Here is a 17,518-nt window from a genome sequence, read left to right on the forward strand (position 1 = left end):
CGAAATTCGTAATCTGTAAGTCAGGCGGGAGACGACGGTGAACATGGACGACCTCGACCGTCGAATCCTCGACATCCTCCGACGGGACGCCCGAACGCCGTACACGGAGATAGCGGAGCAGGTCGGTACCTCCGAAGGGACCGTCCGCAACCGCGTGGAACGTCTCATCGAGGACGGCGTCATCGAACGGTTCACCGTCGCCACCCACACGGGCAACATCAAGGCGATGATAGAGGTGTCCGTCGCGGTGGACGTGGACACGACCGCCGTCTCGGACCGGATGGCCGAGTGGGACGAGGTGGACTTCGTCTGGCAGGTGTCGGGTGAGGAGGACATCGTCCTCGTCGTGGACGCGGCGGACACGCGCGCGGTGAACGAACTCATCACGCAGGCGCGGGAACTGGCGGAGGTAAAGAGCACGAAGACGCGCCTGATCCTCGACGAACGCCTCGGACAGACGCCGTAGCGGGGGTTCTCTCCGACGTTCGGGGTCAGCGACGGCGCATCGTCGCCTTCCGCCGGTGAACCTCGTTGTACACCTTATCGAGCAGTTCGTGGGCCCGCCCGAGTTTCACGACCGCTTCGACGTCCCCCTCGCGAATCGCGTCGGCCACCGCCTCGGGCGTCGGCGCGTCGGCGTCCACGCGGGTGTACGCGCGACCGACCTCGAAGGGGAAGTGCGCGTCGCTCCCGCCGACGAGGGGGAGTTCGAGTCGGTCCGCCAGTTCCCGCGTCTGGACGACGTGTTCGGGGTTCTTCCCGTTCAGTTCGATGGCGTCGAACGGGGCGTCGGATTCGAGGAGCGTCCCGTTCCGGTACGGGTGCGCCAAGATGGCCGCGCAGCCCCTCTCGTGGGCGAGTTCGACCGCCGCCTCCGGTTCGAGTTCGCCCGGCGTCGTCCGACTCGGCGGGTCCGGGCCGACGACGACGAGGTGGCCGAGCGTCGTCGATATCTCGACGCCCGGAACCGTCGGGAAGGACCGGTCCGCGGAGTACGCGTAGTCGTGGTTCGTCACCGCGACGGCGTCCAGTTCGCGCCACTCCGCGGCCGCGGTCAACAGGTCCAAGCCGAGGGCGTCGTACCACGTCGGGCGGCCCGGACGGGCGTGGAAGAAACGGGTGTGCGCGTGAAGGTCTACGGCCAGCACGTCTCGTGGGTCGGGCCGCCAACGCTTTGTTCTTCTGCCGTAAGAGCGACCCGTGAGCAGACGCGTGCTCGTCCGGAACCCCGAGAGCGGCGACGGACGGCAGAGCGAACGTGCCCGCGACGTCGCCGAGTCTCGCGGTTACGATCTTCGAAACAGCGCCGACGGCGACGAGGCGCGGACCCTCGCGCGCGACGCCGCCGCCGCGGGCGCGACGACGATCGTCGCCTGCGGCGGCGACGGAACACTCAACCGCGTCGTTCGCGGCGTGGACGAGGCGGGGAAACTCGACGACGTGCGCCTCGGCGTCGTCCCGGCGGGGACGGGCAACGACTTCGCGGACAACGTCGGCATCCGCGACGTCGAACACGCCTTCGAGGTGGTCGAGTCCGGCGAGGAACGCCGGATCGACCTCGGGAGCGTCCGGTGGACCGACGGGTCGTCCGGCGGCGACTCGGGCGCGGCGTCGAACCTCTTTCTGAACTCCTGCGTCTGCGGACTCACCGCCGAGGCGAGCGCTCGGACCACGCCCGAGGCGAAACGTCGCTTCGGCGTCCTCGCGTACGTCCTCTCGACGCTCCAACGGACTCGGTCGTTCGAGGGGTTGGAACTGGACGTGCGCGCGGGATCCGACCGGGAACCGGCGTGGTCCGGGCAGGCGTTGATGCTTCTTGTGGGTAACGGGCGGCGGTTCCCCGGCGAGGGGATGCAACAGGCGAACATGGAGGACGGCCTCCTGAACGTCGTCGTCGTCGAACACGCGCCGGCGCTGGACTACCTCACGTCCGGCGCGGCGGACGCCCTCCTGCGCCGCGACGCCTCCCACCTGACGCGCCTGAAGGTGCCGCGCCTCGTCGTGGACGCGGCGACGCCCCGGCAGTTCAGCCTCGACGGCGAGATGGTCGAGGAACGCCACCTCGTCGCGGACTGCAGGCCGGGCGCGATGCGGTTCGCCGTCGGCGAGACGTACGACCCGTCGCCGTCGGACCCCGACGCGGAGTGAGGCCGCCGCCGCGCATCGAAGAGTCCTTGACCCACCTTACCGATTGACGGACTATGAGCGCAGACGAGGGCGGGAACGCCGCCGACTCCGACTCCCCGGAGGAACTCCACGCGAACGCGAAGCAGGACGTCATCGCCGTCGATTCCGACGACAACGAGGTCGACCTCGTGAACCGACTGGAGGCGCACACCGGCGACGGGATTCGCCACCGCGCGTTCACCTGTCTCGTCTTCGACGAGGAGGGGCGACTGCTCTTGGCGCAACGCGCGCCCGGCAAGCGCCTGTGGGACACCTGCTGGGACGGCACCGTCGCCTCCCACCCCGTGAAGGGGCAGACGCAGGAGGAGGCGACGAAGCAACGCCTCGAAGAGGAACTCGGCGTCACGCCCGACCAGTACGGCGACCTGCGCGTGACCGACCGCTTCGAGTACAAGCGCTACTACGAGAACGCCGGACTGGAGTGGGAGGTGTGCGCCGTCCTGAAGGTGACGCTCGAAGACACCTCCGTGGACCCCGATGAAGAGGAGATAGCGGGCATGCTCTGGGTGGACTACGAGCACCTCCACGACCACCCCGAGTGGTACCGGCAACTGCGCCTCTGCCCGTGGTTCGAGATCGCCATGCGCCGCGACTTCGAAGAGGAGTAAGTGACTCCGCCGAGGGGCCGGTTCGTCCTCGACCGCCCGGCGTGGGAGGAGGTACTCTCGCACGCGCGCGAGGGCGCGGACGCCGACCCGCCGCGGGAGGTGTGCGGCGTCCTCGCGGGGCGCGTCGAGGACGCGGAACCGCCCGTCGAGTTCGTCGAACGCGTCCGGCGCGTCCCCAACGTCGCGGAGAACCCCCGCGTCGAGTACGAACTCGACCCCGAGGAGACGCTTCGGACGATAGAGGCGGTCGAATCGGAGGGGCTGGACGTACTCGGCTTCTACCACAGTCACCCCGAATCGGACCCCGTGCCCAGCGAAACCGACAGGCGGCAGGCGACGTGGGCGGGGTACGTCTACCTCGTCTGCAACCCCGGCGTTCGGCCGACCGATCGTATGAACGCCTACCGGTGGACGGGTTCGGCGTTCGAGCGTCTGTCTCTCGCGTGGTTCGAGTGAGTTCGCTCGCCCGAGAGCGCAACCCCCTTCCCGCGCCGTCGCGTCGATTCGGCCGATGAGCGACGACGGACCCGATTTATACGACTCGTTGGACGGACAAGTCGCCCTCGTGACGGGCGCGAACCGCGGTATCGGACGGGAGATAGCGGAGCGACTGTACGACCTCGGCGCGACGGTGTTCGCGGCGACGCGCAGCATCACCCACGACGTGCCCGACGAGTGGGAGCACCTCCTCGTGGACGTGACCCAGGAGGGCGAGATATCCGACGCCGCGGACGACATCTTCTCGGCGGCGGGCCGCCTCGACATCGTGGTCAACAACGCCGGAATCGGCGAGTTCGATAACGACATCGTCTCCGAATCGGTGAAGGACATCGACCGGACGCTGGCGACGAACCTCCGCGGGCCGATGCTCGTCTGCAAGCACACCGTCCCCCTCCTCCTCCAGAACGACGGCGGGCGCGTCGTCAACGTCTCCTCGGGGATGGGTGCGCTGAACGAGTCCCAGTCCGGGGGGTCGCCCGCCTACCGCGTCTCGAAGACCGGTCTGAACGGTCTCACCGCCTACCTCCACGGCGAGTACGCCGAGGACGGCCTCATCGCCAACTCCGCCTGCCCCGGGTACGTCCGCACGGACATGGGCGGCGAGGACGCCGACCGGTCGGTGACGAAGGGCGCGGAGACGCCCGTCTGGCTCTCCCGATTCGAGCCGGGCAGTCCGGCCGGCAAGTTCTGGCGCGACAAGCGGGTCATCGACTGGTAACGGCCGTCACTCGTTTTCGGCCCGCCGCGACAACTCGTCGTAGGCGGCCCACGAGGGGTCCACGTCGGGGTGTTCGATCCGCTCGCCGTCCGCGTAGACGCCGGACCCCTCGGAGACGCGCCCGGCGACGCCGACAGACGTTGTCTGTCGGGCCGCCGAGGTTCCCTCGGCGACGCCGACGGGCGTCCCCTCCGATTCGAGGGCGGAGACGACGGCGTCTGTGTCCTCCGGGTCGACGGCGATAACGAGCGTTCCGCCCGTCGTCGCCGCCCACGGGTCGATGCCGAGGTACTCGCACGTCTCGCGGACGCCCGGGCGCACCGGAATCTCCTCCAAGGAGACGTCGAAGCGGACGCCCGCGCCGTCTGCGACTTCGTTCAACGCGCCGAAGACGCCGCACTCGGTGGCGTCGTGCATCGCGTGCACCTCGCCCGCCGCGGACGCCGTCATCGCGTCCCTGACGCACTCGGCATCGTCGAGCCGGGATCGGGCGGCTTCGAGCGTCTCCGGCGGGAGGTCGAACTGGTCCGGAAAGAGGTTCGTCAACAGGCCCGTCGCCTCGACGGCGGGGCCCTTGGTGACGAGTACGTCGTCGCCGACGCGCGCGCCGTCGGGGCGGACCACGTCCGAGGGGTCGCCGACGCCGAGTGCCGTCGCGCCGCCGACCCACGGGAACTCGCACCCCGCGTAGCGCGCGGTGTGGCCCGTGACGACGCTCACGCCCAAGTCCTCGGCCTCCTCGTGCATCGACCGCCAGACGGCGGCGAACTCCTCGTCGGTCATCTCCGGCGGGAGCGTAAAGGAGATCGCGAGGTGCGAGGGCGCGAGGCCGGAGACGGCCACGTCCGCGAGGACGAAATCGAGGGCGAAGCGACCGGCCCGGTCGAAGCCGAGGCCCGGGAGGAGGGAGACGGGGTCGGTGGCGATGGAGACGGCGCGGTCGCCGATTTCGAGCAGTCCGAAGTCCACGCCGTGCGTCGGTCCGATCGCCACGTCGTCGCGGTCAGCGCCGAGGTTCGGGTAGATATACTCGTCGAAGAACGCTCGGTCCACCTTGCCCAAGTCGGTCATGCGAGTGGGTCGCGGGCCATCGATTTCAACGTGCCGCAACCCGGCGGAGGGAGCGGCGTTCCGAGCGGTCGCTCGGAGGGGGAAAACGGTCGGGCCCGCCGTGGCGGGAACCCGACCGGCTCATGAAGGACGCGGGGGCGAGAGTAGAATCGGGGTCATCCAGTCCCGGTTTCGTACAGGGCCATGCCCCGCGTCGATTACAACTCTCTCGTCGGGGCTTAAGAAAGTCGCTAAGTTGACTCGGGGGCGATATATAGCGGTACAGCGACGCTTCGGCGGCGCTTCCGACCGGTTCCCTCCGGCGGTGGCGGCCTCACTCGCGCGCTTTCTCGAAGTGCTTCGTCAGCTCGTTGCGGACGCGGACGGGTTCCTCGTGGTGGAGCCAGTGCGTCGCGTCGTCCAGGACGACGAGGTGTTCCGTCCCGCAGTACTGCACGCTGTCCAGCGCCAGCGACCGGGAGAGGAAGTCGTCCTTCGCCCCCCAGAGGACGAGCGTCGGGCAGTCGCACCGGTCCGTCTCCGGACGGGGGTTCGCCCGGACGACGGCGCGGTACCAGTTCACCATCGACCGGTACGCGCCGGGGCGACGCCACGCGGCGCGGTAGCAGTCGAAGTCCGCCGCGTTGAACGTCCCGGGCTCGCTCGTCCGCCGCATCATGTCAGAGAGGAGGCGGTAGTCCGTCGCCGACGCGATGGCCTCGGGGAGCCTCGGGAGTTGGAAGAAGAGGACGTACCAACTCCGGAATCGCTGCTCCCAGTCGTGATAGATGGCCTGCCGGAAGGCGGTGGGGTGGGGGATGTTCAGCGCCGACAGCGTGCGGACGCGTTCGGGGCGGTGGAGTCCGACCCACCACGCGAGGAACCCGCCCCAGTCGTGGCCGACGACGTGCGCGTCGTCGTGCCCGAGCGCGTCGAGGAGTCCGAGCACGTCGCCCGCGAGTTCGTCGGGGGCGTACGCCGACACCGACTCGGGCTTGTCGCTGAGGTGGTAGCCGCGCAAGTCGGGGACGACGACGCGGTAGTCCTCGTGGGCGAGCGGTTCGACGTGTTCCTTCCACGCGTACCAGAACTCGGGGAAGCCGTGCAGGAGGACGACCGGCGCGCCGTCCTCCGGTCCGGCGAGGACGACGTGGAGGTTCACGTCGCCGACGTCCACCATCCTCGATTCGGCGTCCACGCCGACTTTCTCCGGGGTGACGCCGTCCGCGGGAACGTCAGTCGATGACATACCGTCGGTTCGCGCCCGTTCGGCAAATAACCTGTCGACTGTTCGACCGGATCAGCGGCTAGTTGCCGCCGTCGCTGCCGAACAGTCGGTCGCGGAGCGAGCGGGTTCTGGCCGTCTCCGCGAGGACGACGGAGCAGTCCACGTCGTCCACCACGTTGAGGACGAGCGACCCGCGGACCAGTCGGGAGAGGAGGCCCTCCTCCGTCGCGCCAATGACGAGCGTCGAGGCGTCCGCCGCGCGGCGTTCGATAGCCGCCTCCACGTCGCCCGTCTCGACGACGAGTTCCGCGTCGCCGAGTCCGTGTTCCTCGGCCCACGTCGAGAGGAACGCCTCGCCCGCGTCGGCGTCCTCGGCGACGTGCAGGAGGGTCACCTCGGCGTCGTACTGCCGTCTGAACGCCTCGGCGACGCTCGCGGACAGTTCAGAGTCGGGGCCGCCCGCCGTCGGAACGAGGACGCGCGAGGGGTCGAAGCCGCGGTCTTTGAGCACGAGGAAGTCGCAGGGGAGCGAACTCGCGAGTTCGTCGATGGCGCTCTCGGCGCGGCCGGGCGCGCCGTGCGAGTTGGGGCCCCAGCCCATCACCGTCACGTCGGCGTCGTACGTCCTCGCGGCGTCGAAAATCTCCTCGAAGGAGCGGTGGGAGAGGATCGTGTGCGTCTCGATGGGGACGCCGAACGTCTCGGCGTCGTCGCGGGCGCGTTCGAGCAGTCGGTGCGCCTCCTCGAAGTCGCCGCTCTCGCGGGCGGACTCGAGCGCCGTCTGGTCGGGCACCCGCTCTATGTGGACGGCGACGAGCGTTCCGTCGCGGCGCTTGGCCACCGCGCTCGCGAGCGTGATGAGGTCTTTCTCGTGCTCGGGGTTCGCCAGCGGAACCATCATCCGGTACCGCCCGCCGTCGGGTTGGACGGACGACGCCGCCGCCACCGCGGCGTTCGGCATCGCGTGGGGGCGAGAGGCGATGTACTGGCCGAGGATGCCCCGCTTCGTCGTCCGCGCTCGGGCGTACGCGACGTACCAGCCGACGGACGCGACGACGAACGCGGCCGCCAGCGCGATTTCGATGGGGTGCATGAACGCGATGAGGCCGAACGAAAGCACCGCGCCGAGAATCGGGACGGCGGGGTACAGCGGGACGGTGAAGTCGGGGTCGTACTCCGGCGCGTCCGTCTCGCGCATGACGATGAGAGAGAGGTTCATCAGGGCGTAGACGATGAGGTGCAGGACGCTCCCGGCCTTCGCCAGCACCTTCACGTCGCCGACGGCGATGAACGCCAAGATGAGCGTCCCCGTCACGGCGATGGAGCGGTACGGCGTCGCGAACTTCGGATGGATGTCGTTGAGCCACGCGGTGACGAGTTTGTCGCGGCCCATCGCGAAGTTGATGCGCGAGGACGCGAGGATGGAGGCGTTCGCGCTCGACGCCGTGGCCAGCAAGCCGCCGAGCAGGATGAGCGACCCGCCGAGGACGCCGAGTCCGAGCACGTTGCCGAAGACGACTTCCGCCACGTCGATGACCGGCGTGGTGGACTCGGCCAACTGTTGCCAGTTGACGACGCCCATCAGCATCACCATGATGATGGCGTACATCGTCGTCACGAGGACGACGGAGCCGACGATGGCCAACGGGAGGTTCTTGCCGGGGTTCCGTATCTCCTCGGCGACGGTGGTTATCTTCGCGAACCCGAGGAAGGAGACGAACACGAGCGCAGTGCCGGGGAGGATGGCGTCGTAGCCGTTGGGCGCGAACGGGCGGAGCGTCGAAAGGTCGGCCATCGTGAGTCCGAGGGCCGTGAAGACGGTCAGAATCGCGACGAGCGAGATGACGATGACGTTCTGGAGCGTCCCCGTCTCCTTCGCGCCGACGTAGTTGACGCCGACGAACACCGCGCCCGCGAGGAGTGCGGCGACTTGCGTCTCCCCGAGGACCAACGGGCCGAGATTTGCGCTCGGAACCGGGAGCAGTTCGACGACGAATCCGCCGAACCCGAGCATGTAGAACGCCGACGCGAAGGCGAGACCCATCCAGTTGCCCATCCCGGCGATGCTGCCGAACAGCGGTCCCAGCGCGTGGTTGACGTAGTAGTAACTGCCGCCGGCTTTCGGCATCGCCGTCCCGAGTTCCGACGCCGACAGGGCGGTGAAGATGGAGATGACGCCCCCGACGACGAACGAGACGGCGACGACCGGTCCCGCGATGGCCGCCGCCTCGCCCGGCAGGACGAAGATTCCCGCGCCGATCATCGTGCCGACGCCGATGGTGAGGGCGGCGAGGGGCCCCAAGTCCTTGGCGAGTTCCTCGTCGGTCATCCCGAGTCACCTCCGTGTGACGAGAACGTGAGTGAGGAGGAATGAGACGAGTCGGTCATCCGTTCTCACCCCCGTGTGAGAACGACGTGAGTGGCGAGGAAGGAAGCGAGTCACTCATCCCGAGTCACCTCCGCCCTCGCTTTCGGCGGGATCGGGGAGGACGACGACCGGACGGTCGCTCTCGGTGACGAGCGAATCGCGGACGCCGCCGGAGAAGAGGTCCCACCACGCCTTGCCGCTGCGGGGGGTGAACGCGATGGCCGTGGCGTCGATATCGCGGGCGGCATCGATGATGCTCGCCGCCACGTCCGTGCCGTAGCGGAGTTCCGTCTCGACTTCGACGCCCGCCTCCGCGGCGCGTTCGCGCACGGCGTCGAAGGCGTCCGCCGCGAGTTCTTCCCGTTGTTCGACGGACGCCTTGTCGGGCGCGCCGCCGGCCTTCTCGACGACGTGGACGACTCTCGCCCGTCCGCCCGCGGCGGCGACTCGCGGGAGGACCGCCGCCGCGGTGTGTTCGGCGTCGTCCACGTTGGCGACGGGGACGACCGGTCGGAGAAACAGCGGTTCGGGCGCGTCCCCGTTCATACCGTCCACCGTCCGCGTCGGGTTCGCCGCGGTCGGACGGCCCGCGGCCGAGGCGCACCGCGTCTCCGGGCGACGAACCCGGAGACACGTCCGTGTCGGCGAGTCCGTTCCGTAGTCATACCCTCGGGTTCGGCATCTTCGGCTTTAGAAGTTCGTAAACTGACTCATTTTCCGGCACGTCGAACCGCGGAGCCGAGGCCCCTCGGCGGCGAACGGATCAGACCGCGGCGACCCACGCGCGGTAGTCCTCGTCGCGGCCGTACACCGACCGGAACGCCCGGTCTACGAACGCCGCGAGGCGGTTGGCGTCGGACCGCGCGGTGATGCGGACGTTCGTCCCCTCCGCGGCGTCAGGCGACTCCATCTGGTCGATGCGGAACTCGGGGAACTCGTCCAACATCGACTTCAGGCGGTCGAGTTCCTCGTCGGTCACGTCCACGTTGAACGTCTGGTCGGCGAACTGCACCCACGGCGCGGACTCGTCTTCGCCGTCTAGGGTCTCGTCGTGGTCCACTTCAAACGTCACGAACGCGCTGGCGCGTTCGCGGTGGGCGGCGAACGCCTCGGCGAACAGTTTCCGTCGCTCCCGGGGTTCGTCGGCGTCGAATCGCGTCATACCGCACCGTTCGTCGGCGTCGGTAGAAAAACGGCGGGGAAGGCGGGTGCCCGTCCCGGCCGTCGGTCAGAGCAGCGTCGTCACGGCCAGTAGGGCGGCGGCGGAGACGACGACGAGGGCGACGGAGAGCACCGCGACGGGGGCGAAGCCCGCCTCGCGCATCGCTTCGAGTCGCACGTCGAGTCCCAGACCGGCGAACGCGAGGGCGAACAGGGCGTCGCTCGTCGCCTCTATCGTCGAAAGCGTCTCCGACGAGAGGAGGCCGGCGTTCGCGGCGAGGGCGACGAAGGCGAACCCCGCGAGGAAGTTCGGAACGCCGTCGAGAAGCGACGCCGCGCCGGACTCCGCGGTTCGGTCGGCGTACCGGAACGCGTACCAGAGGGCGACGACGCCCAGGAGGGCGTTCCGGGCGAGTTTCGTCACCGTCGCCCACTGTCCGGCGGCCGGCGAGTGGGCGAACCCCGCGGCGGTGACCGGACCGGTGCTGTACATGCTGAGTCCGGCCCAGACGCCGAACTGCCGCGGCGAGAGGGCCAACAGGTCGCCCGCGACGGGAAAGAGGAGGAGCGTCACCGCGTCGAACAGGAGGATGGCGGCGACGACGTGCGCGAGGGACTCGCCGTCGGCGTCGATGGTGCCCGCGATGGCCGTCGCGGCGGAGACGCCGCAGACGCTCGCGCCCGCCGCGAGGAGCGACGCCGTCTTGCGCTTGAGGTCGAACACCCGCCGGCCGAGGAACTCCACGAGGGCCACACCGCAGACGACGGCGGCGACGGCGAGAGCGAGGACGACGGGGCCGGTGGCGACGAGGTCCGAGAAGGCGATGCGCGCGCCGAGGAGGACGATGCCGGTTTCGAGGAGCAGTCCGCGGTACCGGACGCCCGCGTCGACCCGGGCGGGGACGCCGACGGTGTTCGCGACGACGGCGCCGAACCCGACGGCGAGGAGGAGGGCGTTCAGACCGGGCACCGCCCCGGCGACGAGGCGGGCTATGCCGGCCAACGCGACGAGGAGGAGGAGTCCGGGGACGACCGCTCCGGCCCGTCGGACGACCCGCGGCGTCCCGTCTCCGTTCCCGTTCACTGGCGGGCGTGGGGCCGCGCGCCGACGTGAGACGCGCCGAGAGGCGGCGCGGCGGCGGGGCGGGGGGCGTTCGACGGCGTCGCGTTCATCTGTCGGTCCGGTCCGCGCGCGGGACACTTAATGTGTTGATTCTCCCGACCCTCGGACGGAGGGGCCTCCCCCGTCGAAAGGACGGACGCTTTCTTCAACGTTATACGGGCGGCGTCGGATGGGGTTCCTATGGGCAAGCACATCCTCCTGTTAGGTGCACCCGGCGCCGGCAAAGGGACGCAGAGCAAGCGACTCGCTGAGGAGTTCGGCCTCGAACACGTGACGACCGGGGACGCCCTCCGCGCGAACAAGGACATGGACATAAGCGACATGGACACCGAGTACGACACGCCTCGGGAGTACATGGACGCGGGCGAACTCGTCCCCGACGAGGTGGTCAACGAGATAGTGAAGGAGGCGCTCTCGAACGCCGACGGCTACGTCCTCGACGGCTACCCGCGGAACCTCGACCAAGCGGAGTACCTCACGGAGATCACCGACCTCGACGCGGCCGTCTACCTCGACGTGGGCGAGGAGGAACTGGTCCGGCGACTCACCGGCCGCCGCCTCGACCCCGAGACGGGCGACATCTACCACACGGAGTTCGACATGCCCGACGACGAGGACGTGCAGGAGCGACTCGTCCAACGCGACGACGACACCGAGGAGACGGTGCGTGAACGCCTCCGCGTCTACGAGGAGAACACCGAACCCGTCGTCGAACACTACCGCGAGGAGGGCGTCCTCGTCGAGATAGACGGCGAACAGACGCCCGACGACGTGTTCGAGGACGTCGCCGACGCCGTCGAATCGGCCTGACGGCGACGAACCGCGCCCGCTTCTCGCGACGACCCGTTTCTTCACCCGCCGCCAGCGACGCCTTCGACTCCGACTCGGCCGGTAGCTGGGACGCCGCCTCCGCCGAGTCAACTGTGAACATCTGACGTGAAAATCACCGGGACGGTCACGGTTAAAAGAATAGGTTTATCCTAATATTCCTATTACTCTTGGTACGGGCCGAGACGGCCCGGGATACCCATGACGCTGTGGAAATGCGGTCCCGCGAAGACGGCAGGACAGTCCCCGGACGAACGGTTCGGAAATCGTCGCGAGACGGCGAACCGCGGTACACGGACACGATACAATGGGAACCAGCACTGAACCATCGGCGGACGAAGCGGGTGCAACGGACGCGGCCGCGGAGGAGACGGAGGAGTCGGCCGTCGAGACGGCCCGGAAGCAACTCGACCGGGCGGCGACGCGCATCGACATCGACCCGAACGTCGTCGAACGCCTCCGGCACCCCCGGGCGGTCCACGAGGTCAAACTCCCCGTCGAACGCGACGACGGGACGTTGGAGGTGTTCACGGGCTACCGCGCGCAACACGACAGCGTCCGCGGCCCGTACAAGGGCGGACTCCGCTACCACCCGGCCGTGACGCGCGACGAGTGCGTCGGCCTCTCGATGTGGATGACGTGGAAGTGCGCGGTGATGGACCTCCCGTTCGGCGGCGCGAAGGGCGGCGTCGTCGTGGACCCGAAGGGCCTCTCCGAGACGGAGAAGGAGCGTCTCACCCGGCGGTTCGCGCAGGAACTCCGCGACGTGGTCGGCCCGCACACCGACATCCCCGCGCCGGACATGGGGACGGACGCGCAGACGATGTCGTGGTTCATGGACGCCTACTCGATGCAGGAGGGCGAGACGGTGCCCGGCGTCGTCACGGGTAAGCCGCCGGTCATCGGCGGGAGCGAGGGCCGCGACGGCGCACCCGGCCGGAGCGTCGCCATCGTCACCCGCGAAGCCGTGGACTACTACGGCTGGGACCTCTCCGACGTCACCGTCGCCGTCCAAGGGTTCGGGAGCGTCGGCGCGAACGCCGCGCGCCTGTTGGACGACTGGGGCGCGACCGTCGTCGCCGTCTCCGACGTCAACGGCGCGGTATACGACCCCGACGGACTCGACACCCGCGACGTTCCGACCCACGAGGAGGAACCGGAAGCGGTGATGACGTACGACGCGCCGCAGAAACTCTCCAACGAGGCGATTCTGGAACTCGACGTGGACGTGTTGATTCCGGCGGCGATAGGCAACGTCATCACCGCCGACAACGCCGGCCGGGTGGACGCCGGGTTGGTCGTCGAGGGCGCGAACGGTCCGACGACGTCCGCCGGCGATGCGATACTCGAAGAACGCGGGATTCCGGTGGTTCCGGACATCCTCGCGAACGCCGGCGGCGTCACCGTCTCGTACTTCGAGTGGTTGCAGGACATCAACCGCCGGGCGTGGTCGCTCGAACGCGTCCACGAGGAACTCGAAGACGAGATGACCGCCGCGTGGGACGCGGTCCGGACGGAGTTCGAAGGCGGCGCGAGGACGTGGCGCGAAGCGGCGTACGCGGTCGCACTCCGCCGCGTCGCGGCCGCGCACGAGGCGCGCGGCGTCTGGCCCTGACCGCCGTCGCGACTCCGCTCTCCCCGCCAGTCGTCACCGCGTTCGGGGGCCGTCGCGCTCTCGAACCCCCGCGCGACGAGAGTAAAAGGTTCATAACCGGTGATGACTAATTCACCCTCAATGGCACGAACCGAATCGAAGGTGCGCGACCTCGTCTCCGCCGACCCGGAGATGCGCACGGCCGTCGAGACCGTCCTCGAACGGTCGGAGGCGGGAGAGGTCAAGTGGGTCGACGTGAAGGGCGACCTCACGAGCGGTCAGTGGGGCCGCCTCATCGAAAAGGGAGTCCTCGTCGACGGCGACGAGGGGTTCCGCCTCGCCGACCCCGAAGGGACTCGCGAGGGTCTCGAAGCGGCCGCCGCCGACGGCGGGTCCGCGGCGTCCGCGACGTCCTCGTCCTCGTCGTCCGCCGCCGACGTCGACACGGGCGACTCCTCGTGGTCCACGTACGACAAGATGGCCGGCGTGGTGACCGTCGGCCTGTTCCTCGGCTACTCGTGGAAGCCGCTCCGCGACGTCATCGGTTCGACGATGAACGTCGCGCTCGGTCCGCTTCACGACGTACTGCCGTTCTACGCCGTCGTGATGGTGCTGGCACTCGCCACCGGCCTCTACTCGACGCTGCTTCAGGCGAACCTCATGGACATGGACAAGATGGGGGCCTACCAGGAGCGGATGAAGGACATCCAGGAGCGCCGTAAGGAGGCTCAGAAGAACGACGACGACGAGGCCCTCGAACGCATCCAACAGGAGCAGATGGAGGCGATGGGCGACCAGATGGGGATGTTCAAAGAGCAGTTCCGCCCCATGGTCTGGATCATGTTCCTCACCATCCCGGTGTTCCTGTGGATGTACTGGGCCATCGGCGTCGGCGGGAACGCGGACGCGCACGTCACGCTCCAGAACCTCGTCCTGCCGCTTCGGGGCGAAGTCGCGTGGACCGAGTCCGTGCTCGGCCCGATTCAGGCGTGGATCGTCTGGTACTTCCTCTGCTCGATGGGGTTCACCCAGATCATCCGCAAGAGCCTCAACATCGACATGACGCCGTCGGCGTCCTGAGGCCGACGCGGCACCCCGGCACCTCGGTACCGCCTCTCACTCCGCGGTGCAAAGACAACCTCTTTTAGAGCGTCCCACGGAGCATGCGTATGTTGCTGACCGTCTCCGGCCCCGCGGGAAGCGGGAAGAGTACGACCGCGGCTGGACTGGCCGAGGCGCTCGACCTCGAACACATCAGCGGCGGCGACATCTTCCGCGAACTCGCCGCCGAACGGGGGTACAGCGCCGTCGAGTTCAACAAACTCGCCGAGGAGGACGACCAGATAGACCGCGACCTCGACAGACGCCTCTACACCATCGCCACGGAACGGGACGACGTGGTGCTCGAATCGCGCCTCGCGGGGTGGCTCGCGGGCGACCACGCCGACCTGCGCTTCTGGCTCGACGCGCCGATAAGCGTCCGCGCCGCGCGCATCGCCAACCGCGAGGACAAGACCGTCGAACTCGCGCGCGAGGAGACCGAGGCGCGCGAACGGAGCGAAGCCCTGCGGTACGAGGAGTACTACAACATCCCCATCCGCGACCTCTCCATCTACGACATGGCGCTGAACACCGCCCGGTGGGGCCCCGACGAAGTGCTCGACATCATGACTGGCGCGGTCCGGTCGTACCGTTCGGAGGCGGACGAGGGGCAGTACACCGTCGACGGCGTCAACTACGACTTCTAACAGTATGTCCGACCTGCGCGGCCCCCCCTCCGACCGGAGCGCCGACGAACTCCGCTCGTTCGGCGTCGTCAACCTCGACAAGCCGCCCGGCCCCTCGGCGCACCAGGTCGCCGGGTGGGTGCGCGACATGGTCGGCACCGACCGGGCGGCCCACGCCGGAACGCTCGACCCGAAGGTGACCGGCTGTCTTCCGGTCCTCCTCGGCGACGCGACGCGCATGGCGCAGGTGTTCTTGGAGGGGACGAAGGAGTACGTCGCCGTCCTCGAACTCCACGGACCGGCGCCGTCGGACTTCGACGCCGTCGTCGCCGAGTTCGAAGGCGAGATATACCAGAAACCGCCGCGAAAGAGCGCCGTCACCCGCCGCCTCCGAACGCGGGAGATACGCGCGTTGGACGTGCTGGAGGTGAGAGACCGGCAGGCGCTGCTCCGAATCGAGTGCGAGAGCGGCACGTACGTCCGGAAACTCTGCCACGACGTCGGACTCGCGGCGGGGACGGGCGCGCACATGGGCCACCTCCGGCGCACCGCCACGGACCCCTTCGACGACACCGACCTCTCGACGATGCACGACCTCTCGGACGCACTCGCCTTCGCCGAGGAGGGCGACGAGTCGTTCCTCCGAGAGGTCGTCGCGCCCGCCGAACGCGCCCTGACGCACCTCCCGCGGATCACCATCGCCCCCTCCGCCGCCGAACAAGTCGCCGAAGGCGCGCCCGTCTACGCGCCCGGCGTCATAGACTCCGAGGACGCGGACCGCGGCGACCTACTGGCGTGTTACACGCCGAACGACGCCGTCGTCTGCCTCGGCCGCCTCGTCGGCGACCCCGAGGCCGAATCCGGCGAAGTCGTCTCCCTGGAACGCGTCCTCGTCTGAGGGCGAACCATCCCCGCTTTTCTCCGCCCGGCGAGAGGTCCGACCATGCAACTCGGAACGGTGCAGTCCGAACCCGGCGAGGTGGCCTCCGGGTGGTTCGAGGCGACGGACCTCCCGACCGGCGGGGCGGAGCGACTCCCCCTCGTCGTCGCGGAGGGGTCCGACGACGGACCGACCCTCTGGCTGACCGGCGGCGTCCACGGCGACGAGGCGACGGGCGTCGCGGCGGTGCAGGACGCAGTTCGCTCGCTCCCGGTCGAACGACTCGCCGGAACCGTCGTCGCCGTCCCCGTCGTCAACCCCGCGGGCCTCCGGCGCAATCGCCGAGCGTCGTACTACGGCGGCGACGATCCGAACCGCTACTTCCCCGACCCGGAGTCCGCCTCGACGCGTCCGCCGGGCGTGCAGGAGCGAATCGACGAGCGACTGTACGAGGCGTTCGTCGACTCGGCGGACGTCCTCGTCGACGTCCACACCGCCCAGATCGGCTCGATGCCGTTCGTCATCCGCGACCGGGTGCTGTACGGGTCGCGCCGCGACGAGTCGGCGGCCGAGGCGTTGGCCGAGGAACTCGCGCGCCTCGTCGCGGCGTTCGGCCTCCCCGTCCTCACGGAGTACCCGGCCGAGGAGTACGTCGAGCGGGGACTCCAACGCTCGACGGCGGGCGCGGCCCTGAACGCCGCCGGCATCCCCGCGTTCACCGTCGAACTCGGCGGGCACAGCGTCGTGGACGACGACGCCCGCGCGGGGGGCGTGGCGGGCATCTACGCCGTGATGGTCGAACTCGGGATGCTGGAGGAACGCCCAGACGACGTGGGCGAACCGGGCGCGGGCGTCCCCGACGCGCCCGTCGAGTACCCCGTCCGCCGGGCCGTCCACCCCCGTACCGAGACGGCGGGACTCGTCCGCCACCGCGTCGCGCCGGGCGACGTGGTCGAATCCGGCGACGCGGTGGCCGAGGTGACGACGCCGCAGGGCGACGTTCTCGACACCGTCACCTCGGAGCACGACGGGTACGTCGTCGCCCGGCGCGAGGGACTCGCCGCCTACGAGGGCGACCCCGTGTTGAGCATGGCCGTCCGCGATTCCGGCGAGTTGGTCGCACCGCGGGACGGAAACGGCGACGGGGAGTGACCGTGGCACTCGGTGACTGCGCGGACGCGAAGCGAAGCACTTAACGGTTCGAACCGCTTTGCTCAGAATGCACCCTGGGACCGTGGGGTAGTGGTATCCTCTGCCGATGGGGTCGGTAGGACCTGAGTTCGACTCTCAGCGGTCCCATTCCACCTTTTTACTTCGTCGGGTTTCCTCGCGAGCCTTCGGCTCGCTGCGGGAACCCTCCTCGTAAAAATCTGGACCAAAAAGGGCCGCGAGACTCGGGCTTCGCCCTCGCTCGCGGTACGGCAACATTACTGCTACGAGCGAATAGCCAGTCACTACGCCGCAGTATCGGATGTACACCGGTGATCGTTGCTGGTGACAAAAAGGGCCGCGAGACTCGGGCTTCGGAAGAACGGAGTTCTTCCG

At 69.0% G+C, this 17,518-nt stretch carries 18 protein-coding genes and 1 tRNA gene; 12 read left to right on the forward strand and 7 right to left on the reverse strand.

What is annotated here, in order from left to right; translation table 11 throughout:
• Positions 1-43: 43 nt before the first annotated feature.
• Entirely contained in the window at positions 44-466 is a 423-nt protein-coding gene (locus tag ACZ522_RS07115; protein ID WP_379693508.1) for an Lrp/AsnC family transcriptional regulator, read from the forward strand.
• A 25-nt stretch (positions 467-491) separates the two neighbouring features.
• Here the strand turns inward: ACZ522_RS07115 and ACZ522_RS07120 are convergent, their stop codons facing one another.
• Positions 492-1,148, reverse strand: a complete 657-nt coding sequence (locus ACZ522_RS07120) for a PHP-associated domain-containing protein (RefSeq protein ID WP_379693505.1) — start codon at positions 1,146-1,148, stop codon at positions 492-494.
• 52 nt (positions 1,149-1,200) lie between these two features.
• Here ACZ522_RS07120 and ACZ522_RS07125 point away from each other — a divergent pair, with 52 nt between their 5' ends.
• The 4 genes from ACZ522_RS07125 to ACZ522_RS07140 are packed head-to-tail and all read left to right on the forward strand — an operon-like array spanning position 1,201 to position 4,014.
• Positions 1,201-2,148: a diacylglycerol/lipid kinase family protein gene (locus tag ACZ522_RS07125; RefSeq protein ID WP_379693503.1), complete on the forward strand. Its 948-nt coding sequence runs from the start codon at positions 1,201-1,203 to the stop codon at positions 2,146-2,148.
• A 53-nt stretch (positions 2,149-2,201) separates the two neighbouring features.
• Complete coding sequence (locus tag ACZ522_RS07130; protein ID WP_379693501.1) at positions 2,202-2,795, forward strand: NUDIX hydrolase; 594 nt, start codon at positions 2,202-2,204, stop codon at positions 2,793-2,795.
• Complete coding sequence (locus ACZ522_RS07135; RefSeq protein WP_379693499.1) at positions 2,796-3,251, forward strand: desampylase; 456 nt, start codon at positions 2,796-2,798, stop codon at positions 3,249-3,251. It abuts the gene before it with no gap.
• Positions 3,252-3,306: 55 nt separating this feature from the next.
• A complete protein-coding gene (locus ACZ522_RS07140) occupies positions 3,307-4,014 on the forward strand; it encodes an SDR family NAD(P)-dependent oxidoreductase (RefSeq protein WP_379693496.1) in 708 nt (235 codons plus the stop codon).
• Positions 4,015-4,020: 6 nt separating this feature from the next.
• Here the strand turns inward: ACZ522_RS07140 and ACZ522_RS07145 are convergent, their stop codons facing one another.
• From ACZ522_RS07145 to ACZ522_RS07170, 6 genes are all read right to left on the reverse strand, one after another.
• Complete coding sequence (locus ACZ522_RS07145; protein ID WP_379693494.1) at positions 4,021-5,085, reverse strand: AIR synthase family protein; 1,065 nt, start codon at positions 5,083-5,085, stop codon at positions 4,021-4,023.
• A 313-nt stretch (positions 5,086-5,398) separates the two neighbouring features.
• Complete coding sequence (locus tag ACZ522_RS07150; protein WP_379693492.1) at positions 5,399-6,313, reverse strand: alpha/beta fold hydrolase; 915 nt, start codon at positions 6,311-6,313, stop codon at positions 5,399-5,401.
• 58 nt (positions 6,314-6,371) lie between these two features.
• Complete coding sequence (locus tag ACZ522_RS07155) at positions 6,372-8,621, reverse strand: amino acid permease (RefSeq protein ID WP_379693489.1); 2,250 nt, start codon at positions 8,619-8,621, stop codon at positions 6,372-6,374.
• Positions 8,622-8,735: 114 nt separating this feature from the next.
• Complete coding sequence (locus ACZ522_RS07160; protein ID WP_379693487.1) at positions 8,736-9,206, reverse strand: universal stress protein; 471 nt, start codon at positions 9,204-9,206, stop codon at positions 8,736-8,738.
• Between the two features lie 217 nt (positions 9,207-9,423).
• On the reverse strand, positions 9,424-9,822 hold the full coding sequence (locus tag ACZ522_RS07165) for a hypothetical protein (protein ID WP_379693485.1): 399 nt from the start codon (positions 9,820-9,822) through the stop codon (positions 9,424-9,426).
• A gap of 66 nt (positions 9,823-9,888) precedes the next feature.
• Positions 9,889-10,905 carry a YeiH family protein gene (locus tag ACZ522_RS07170; protein WP_379693483.1) on the reverse strand — a complete coding sequence of 339 codons (1,017 nt, stop codon included), beginning with the start codon at positions 10,903-10,905 and terminating at the stop codon, positions 9,889-9,891.
• 219 nt (positions 10,906-11,124) lie between these two features.
• On the opposite strand from ACZ522_RS07170, the gene ACZ522_RS07175 reads away from it, so the two are divergent.
• From ACZ522_RS07175 to ACZ522_RS07205, 7 genes are all read left to right on the forward strand, one after another.
• A complete protein-coding gene (locus ACZ522_RS07175) occupies positions 11,125-11,754 on the forward strand; it encodes an adenylate kinase (RefSeq protein ID WP_379693481.1) in 630 nt (209 codons plus the stop codon).
• Between the two features lie 325 nt (positions 11,755-12,079).
• Complete coding sequence (gene gdhB / locus ACZ522_RS07180; protein ID WP_379693479.1) at positions 12,080-13,387, forward strand: glutamate dehydrogenase GdhB; 1,308 nt, start codon at positions 12,080-12,082, stop codon at positions 13,385-13,387.
• 120 nt (positions 13,388-13,507) lie between these two features.
• A complete protein-coding gene (locus ACZ522_RS07185; protein ID WP_379693476.1) occupies positions 13,508-14,446 on the forward strand; it encodes a DUF106 domain-containing protein in 939 nt (312 codons plus the stop codon).
• Between the two features lie 89 nt (positions 14,447-14,535).
• Complete coding sequence (cmk, locus tag ACZ522_RS07190; RefSeq protein WP_379693474.1) at positions 14,536-15,114, forward strand: (d)CMP kinase; 579 nt, start codon at positions 14,536-14,538, stop codon at positions 15,112-15,114.
• A gap of 4 nt (positions 15,115-15,118) precedes the next feature.
• Complete coding sequence (locus tag ACZ522_RS07195) at positions 15,119-15,991, forward strand: RNA-guided pseudouridylation complex pseudouridine synthase subunit Cbf5 (RefSeq protein ID WP_379693472.1); 873 nt, start codon at positions 15,119-15,121, stop codon at positions 15,989-15,991.
• A gap of 45 nt (positions 15,992-16,036) precedes the next feature.
• Positions 16,037-17,125: a succinylglutamate desuccinylase/aspartoacylase family protein gene (locus ACZ522_RS07200; protein ID WP_379693470.1), complete on the forward strand. Its 1,089-nt coding sequence runs from the start codon at positions 16,037-16,039 to the stop codon at positions 17,123-17,125.
• Positions 17,126-17,201: 76 nt separating this feature from the next.
• A tRNA-Pro gene (locus tag ACZ522_RS07205) sits at positions 17,202-17,272 on the forward strand.
• Positions 17,273-17,518 lie beyond the last annotated feature (246 nt).

Source organism: Halopelagius fulvigenes (assembly GCF_055398025.1).

Excerpts from the sequence above, each read along its gene's own strand:
- ACZ522_RS07115 (WP_379693508.1), top strand. The coding sequence starts at position 44 with ATGGACGACCTCGACCGTCGAATCCTCGACATCCTCCGACGGGACGCC.
- ACZ522_RS07130 (WP_379693501.1), top strand. The coding sequence starts at position 2,202 with ATGAGCGCAGACGAGGGCGGGAACGCCGCCGACTCCGACTCCCCGGAG.
- ACZ522_RS07140 (WP_379693496.1), top strand. The coding sequence starts at position 3,307 with ATGAGCGACGACGGACCCGATTTATACGACTCGTTGGACGGACAAGTC.
- ACZ522_RS07145 (WP_379693494.1), bottom strand. The coding sequence starts at position 5,085 with ATGACCGACTTGGGCAAGGTGGACCGAGCGTTCTTCGACGAGTATATC.
- ACZ522_RS07150 (WP_379693492.1), bottom strand. The coding sequence starts at position 6,313 with ATGTCATCGACTGACGTTCCCGCGGACGGCGTCACCCCGGAGAAAGTC.
- ACZ522_RS07155 (WP_379693489.1), bottom strand. The coding sequence starts at position 8,621 with ATGACCGACGAGGAACTCGCCAAGGACTTGGGGCCCCTCGCCGCCCTC.
- ACZ522_RS07160 (WP_379693487.1), bottom strand. The coding sequence starts at position 9,206 with ATGAACGGGGACGCGCCCGAACCGCTGTTTCTCCGACCGGTCGTCCCC.
- ACZ522_RS07165 (WP_379693485.1), bottom strand. The coding sequence starts at position 9,822 with ATGACGCGATTCGACGCCGACGAACCCCGGGAGCGACGGAAACTGTTC.
- ACZ522_RS07175 (WP_379693481.1), top strand. The coding sequence starts at position 11,125 with ATGGGCAAGCACATCCTCCTGTTAGGTGCACCCGGCGCCGGCAAAGGG.
- gdhB (WP_379693479.1), top strand. The coding sequence starts at position 12,080 with ATGGGAACCAGCACTGAACCATCGGCGGACGAAGCGGGTGCAACGGAC.
- ACZ522_RS07185 (WP_379693476.1), top strand. The coding sequence starts at position 13,508 with ATGGCACGAACCGAATCGAAGGTGCGCGACCTCGTCTCCGCCGACCCG.
- cmk (WP_379693474.1), top strand. The coding sequence starts at position 14,536 with ATGTTGCTGACCGTCTCCGGCCCCGCGGGAAGCGGGAAGAGTACGACC.
- ACZ522_RS07195 (WP_379693472.1), top strand. The coding sequence starts at position 15,119 with ATGTCCGACCTGCGCGGCCCCCCCTCCGACCGGAGCGCCGACGAACTC.
- ACZ522_RS07200 (WP_379693470.1), top strand. The coding sequence starts at position 16,037 with ATGCAACTCGGAACGGTGCAGTCCGAACCCGGCGAGGTGGCCTCCGGG.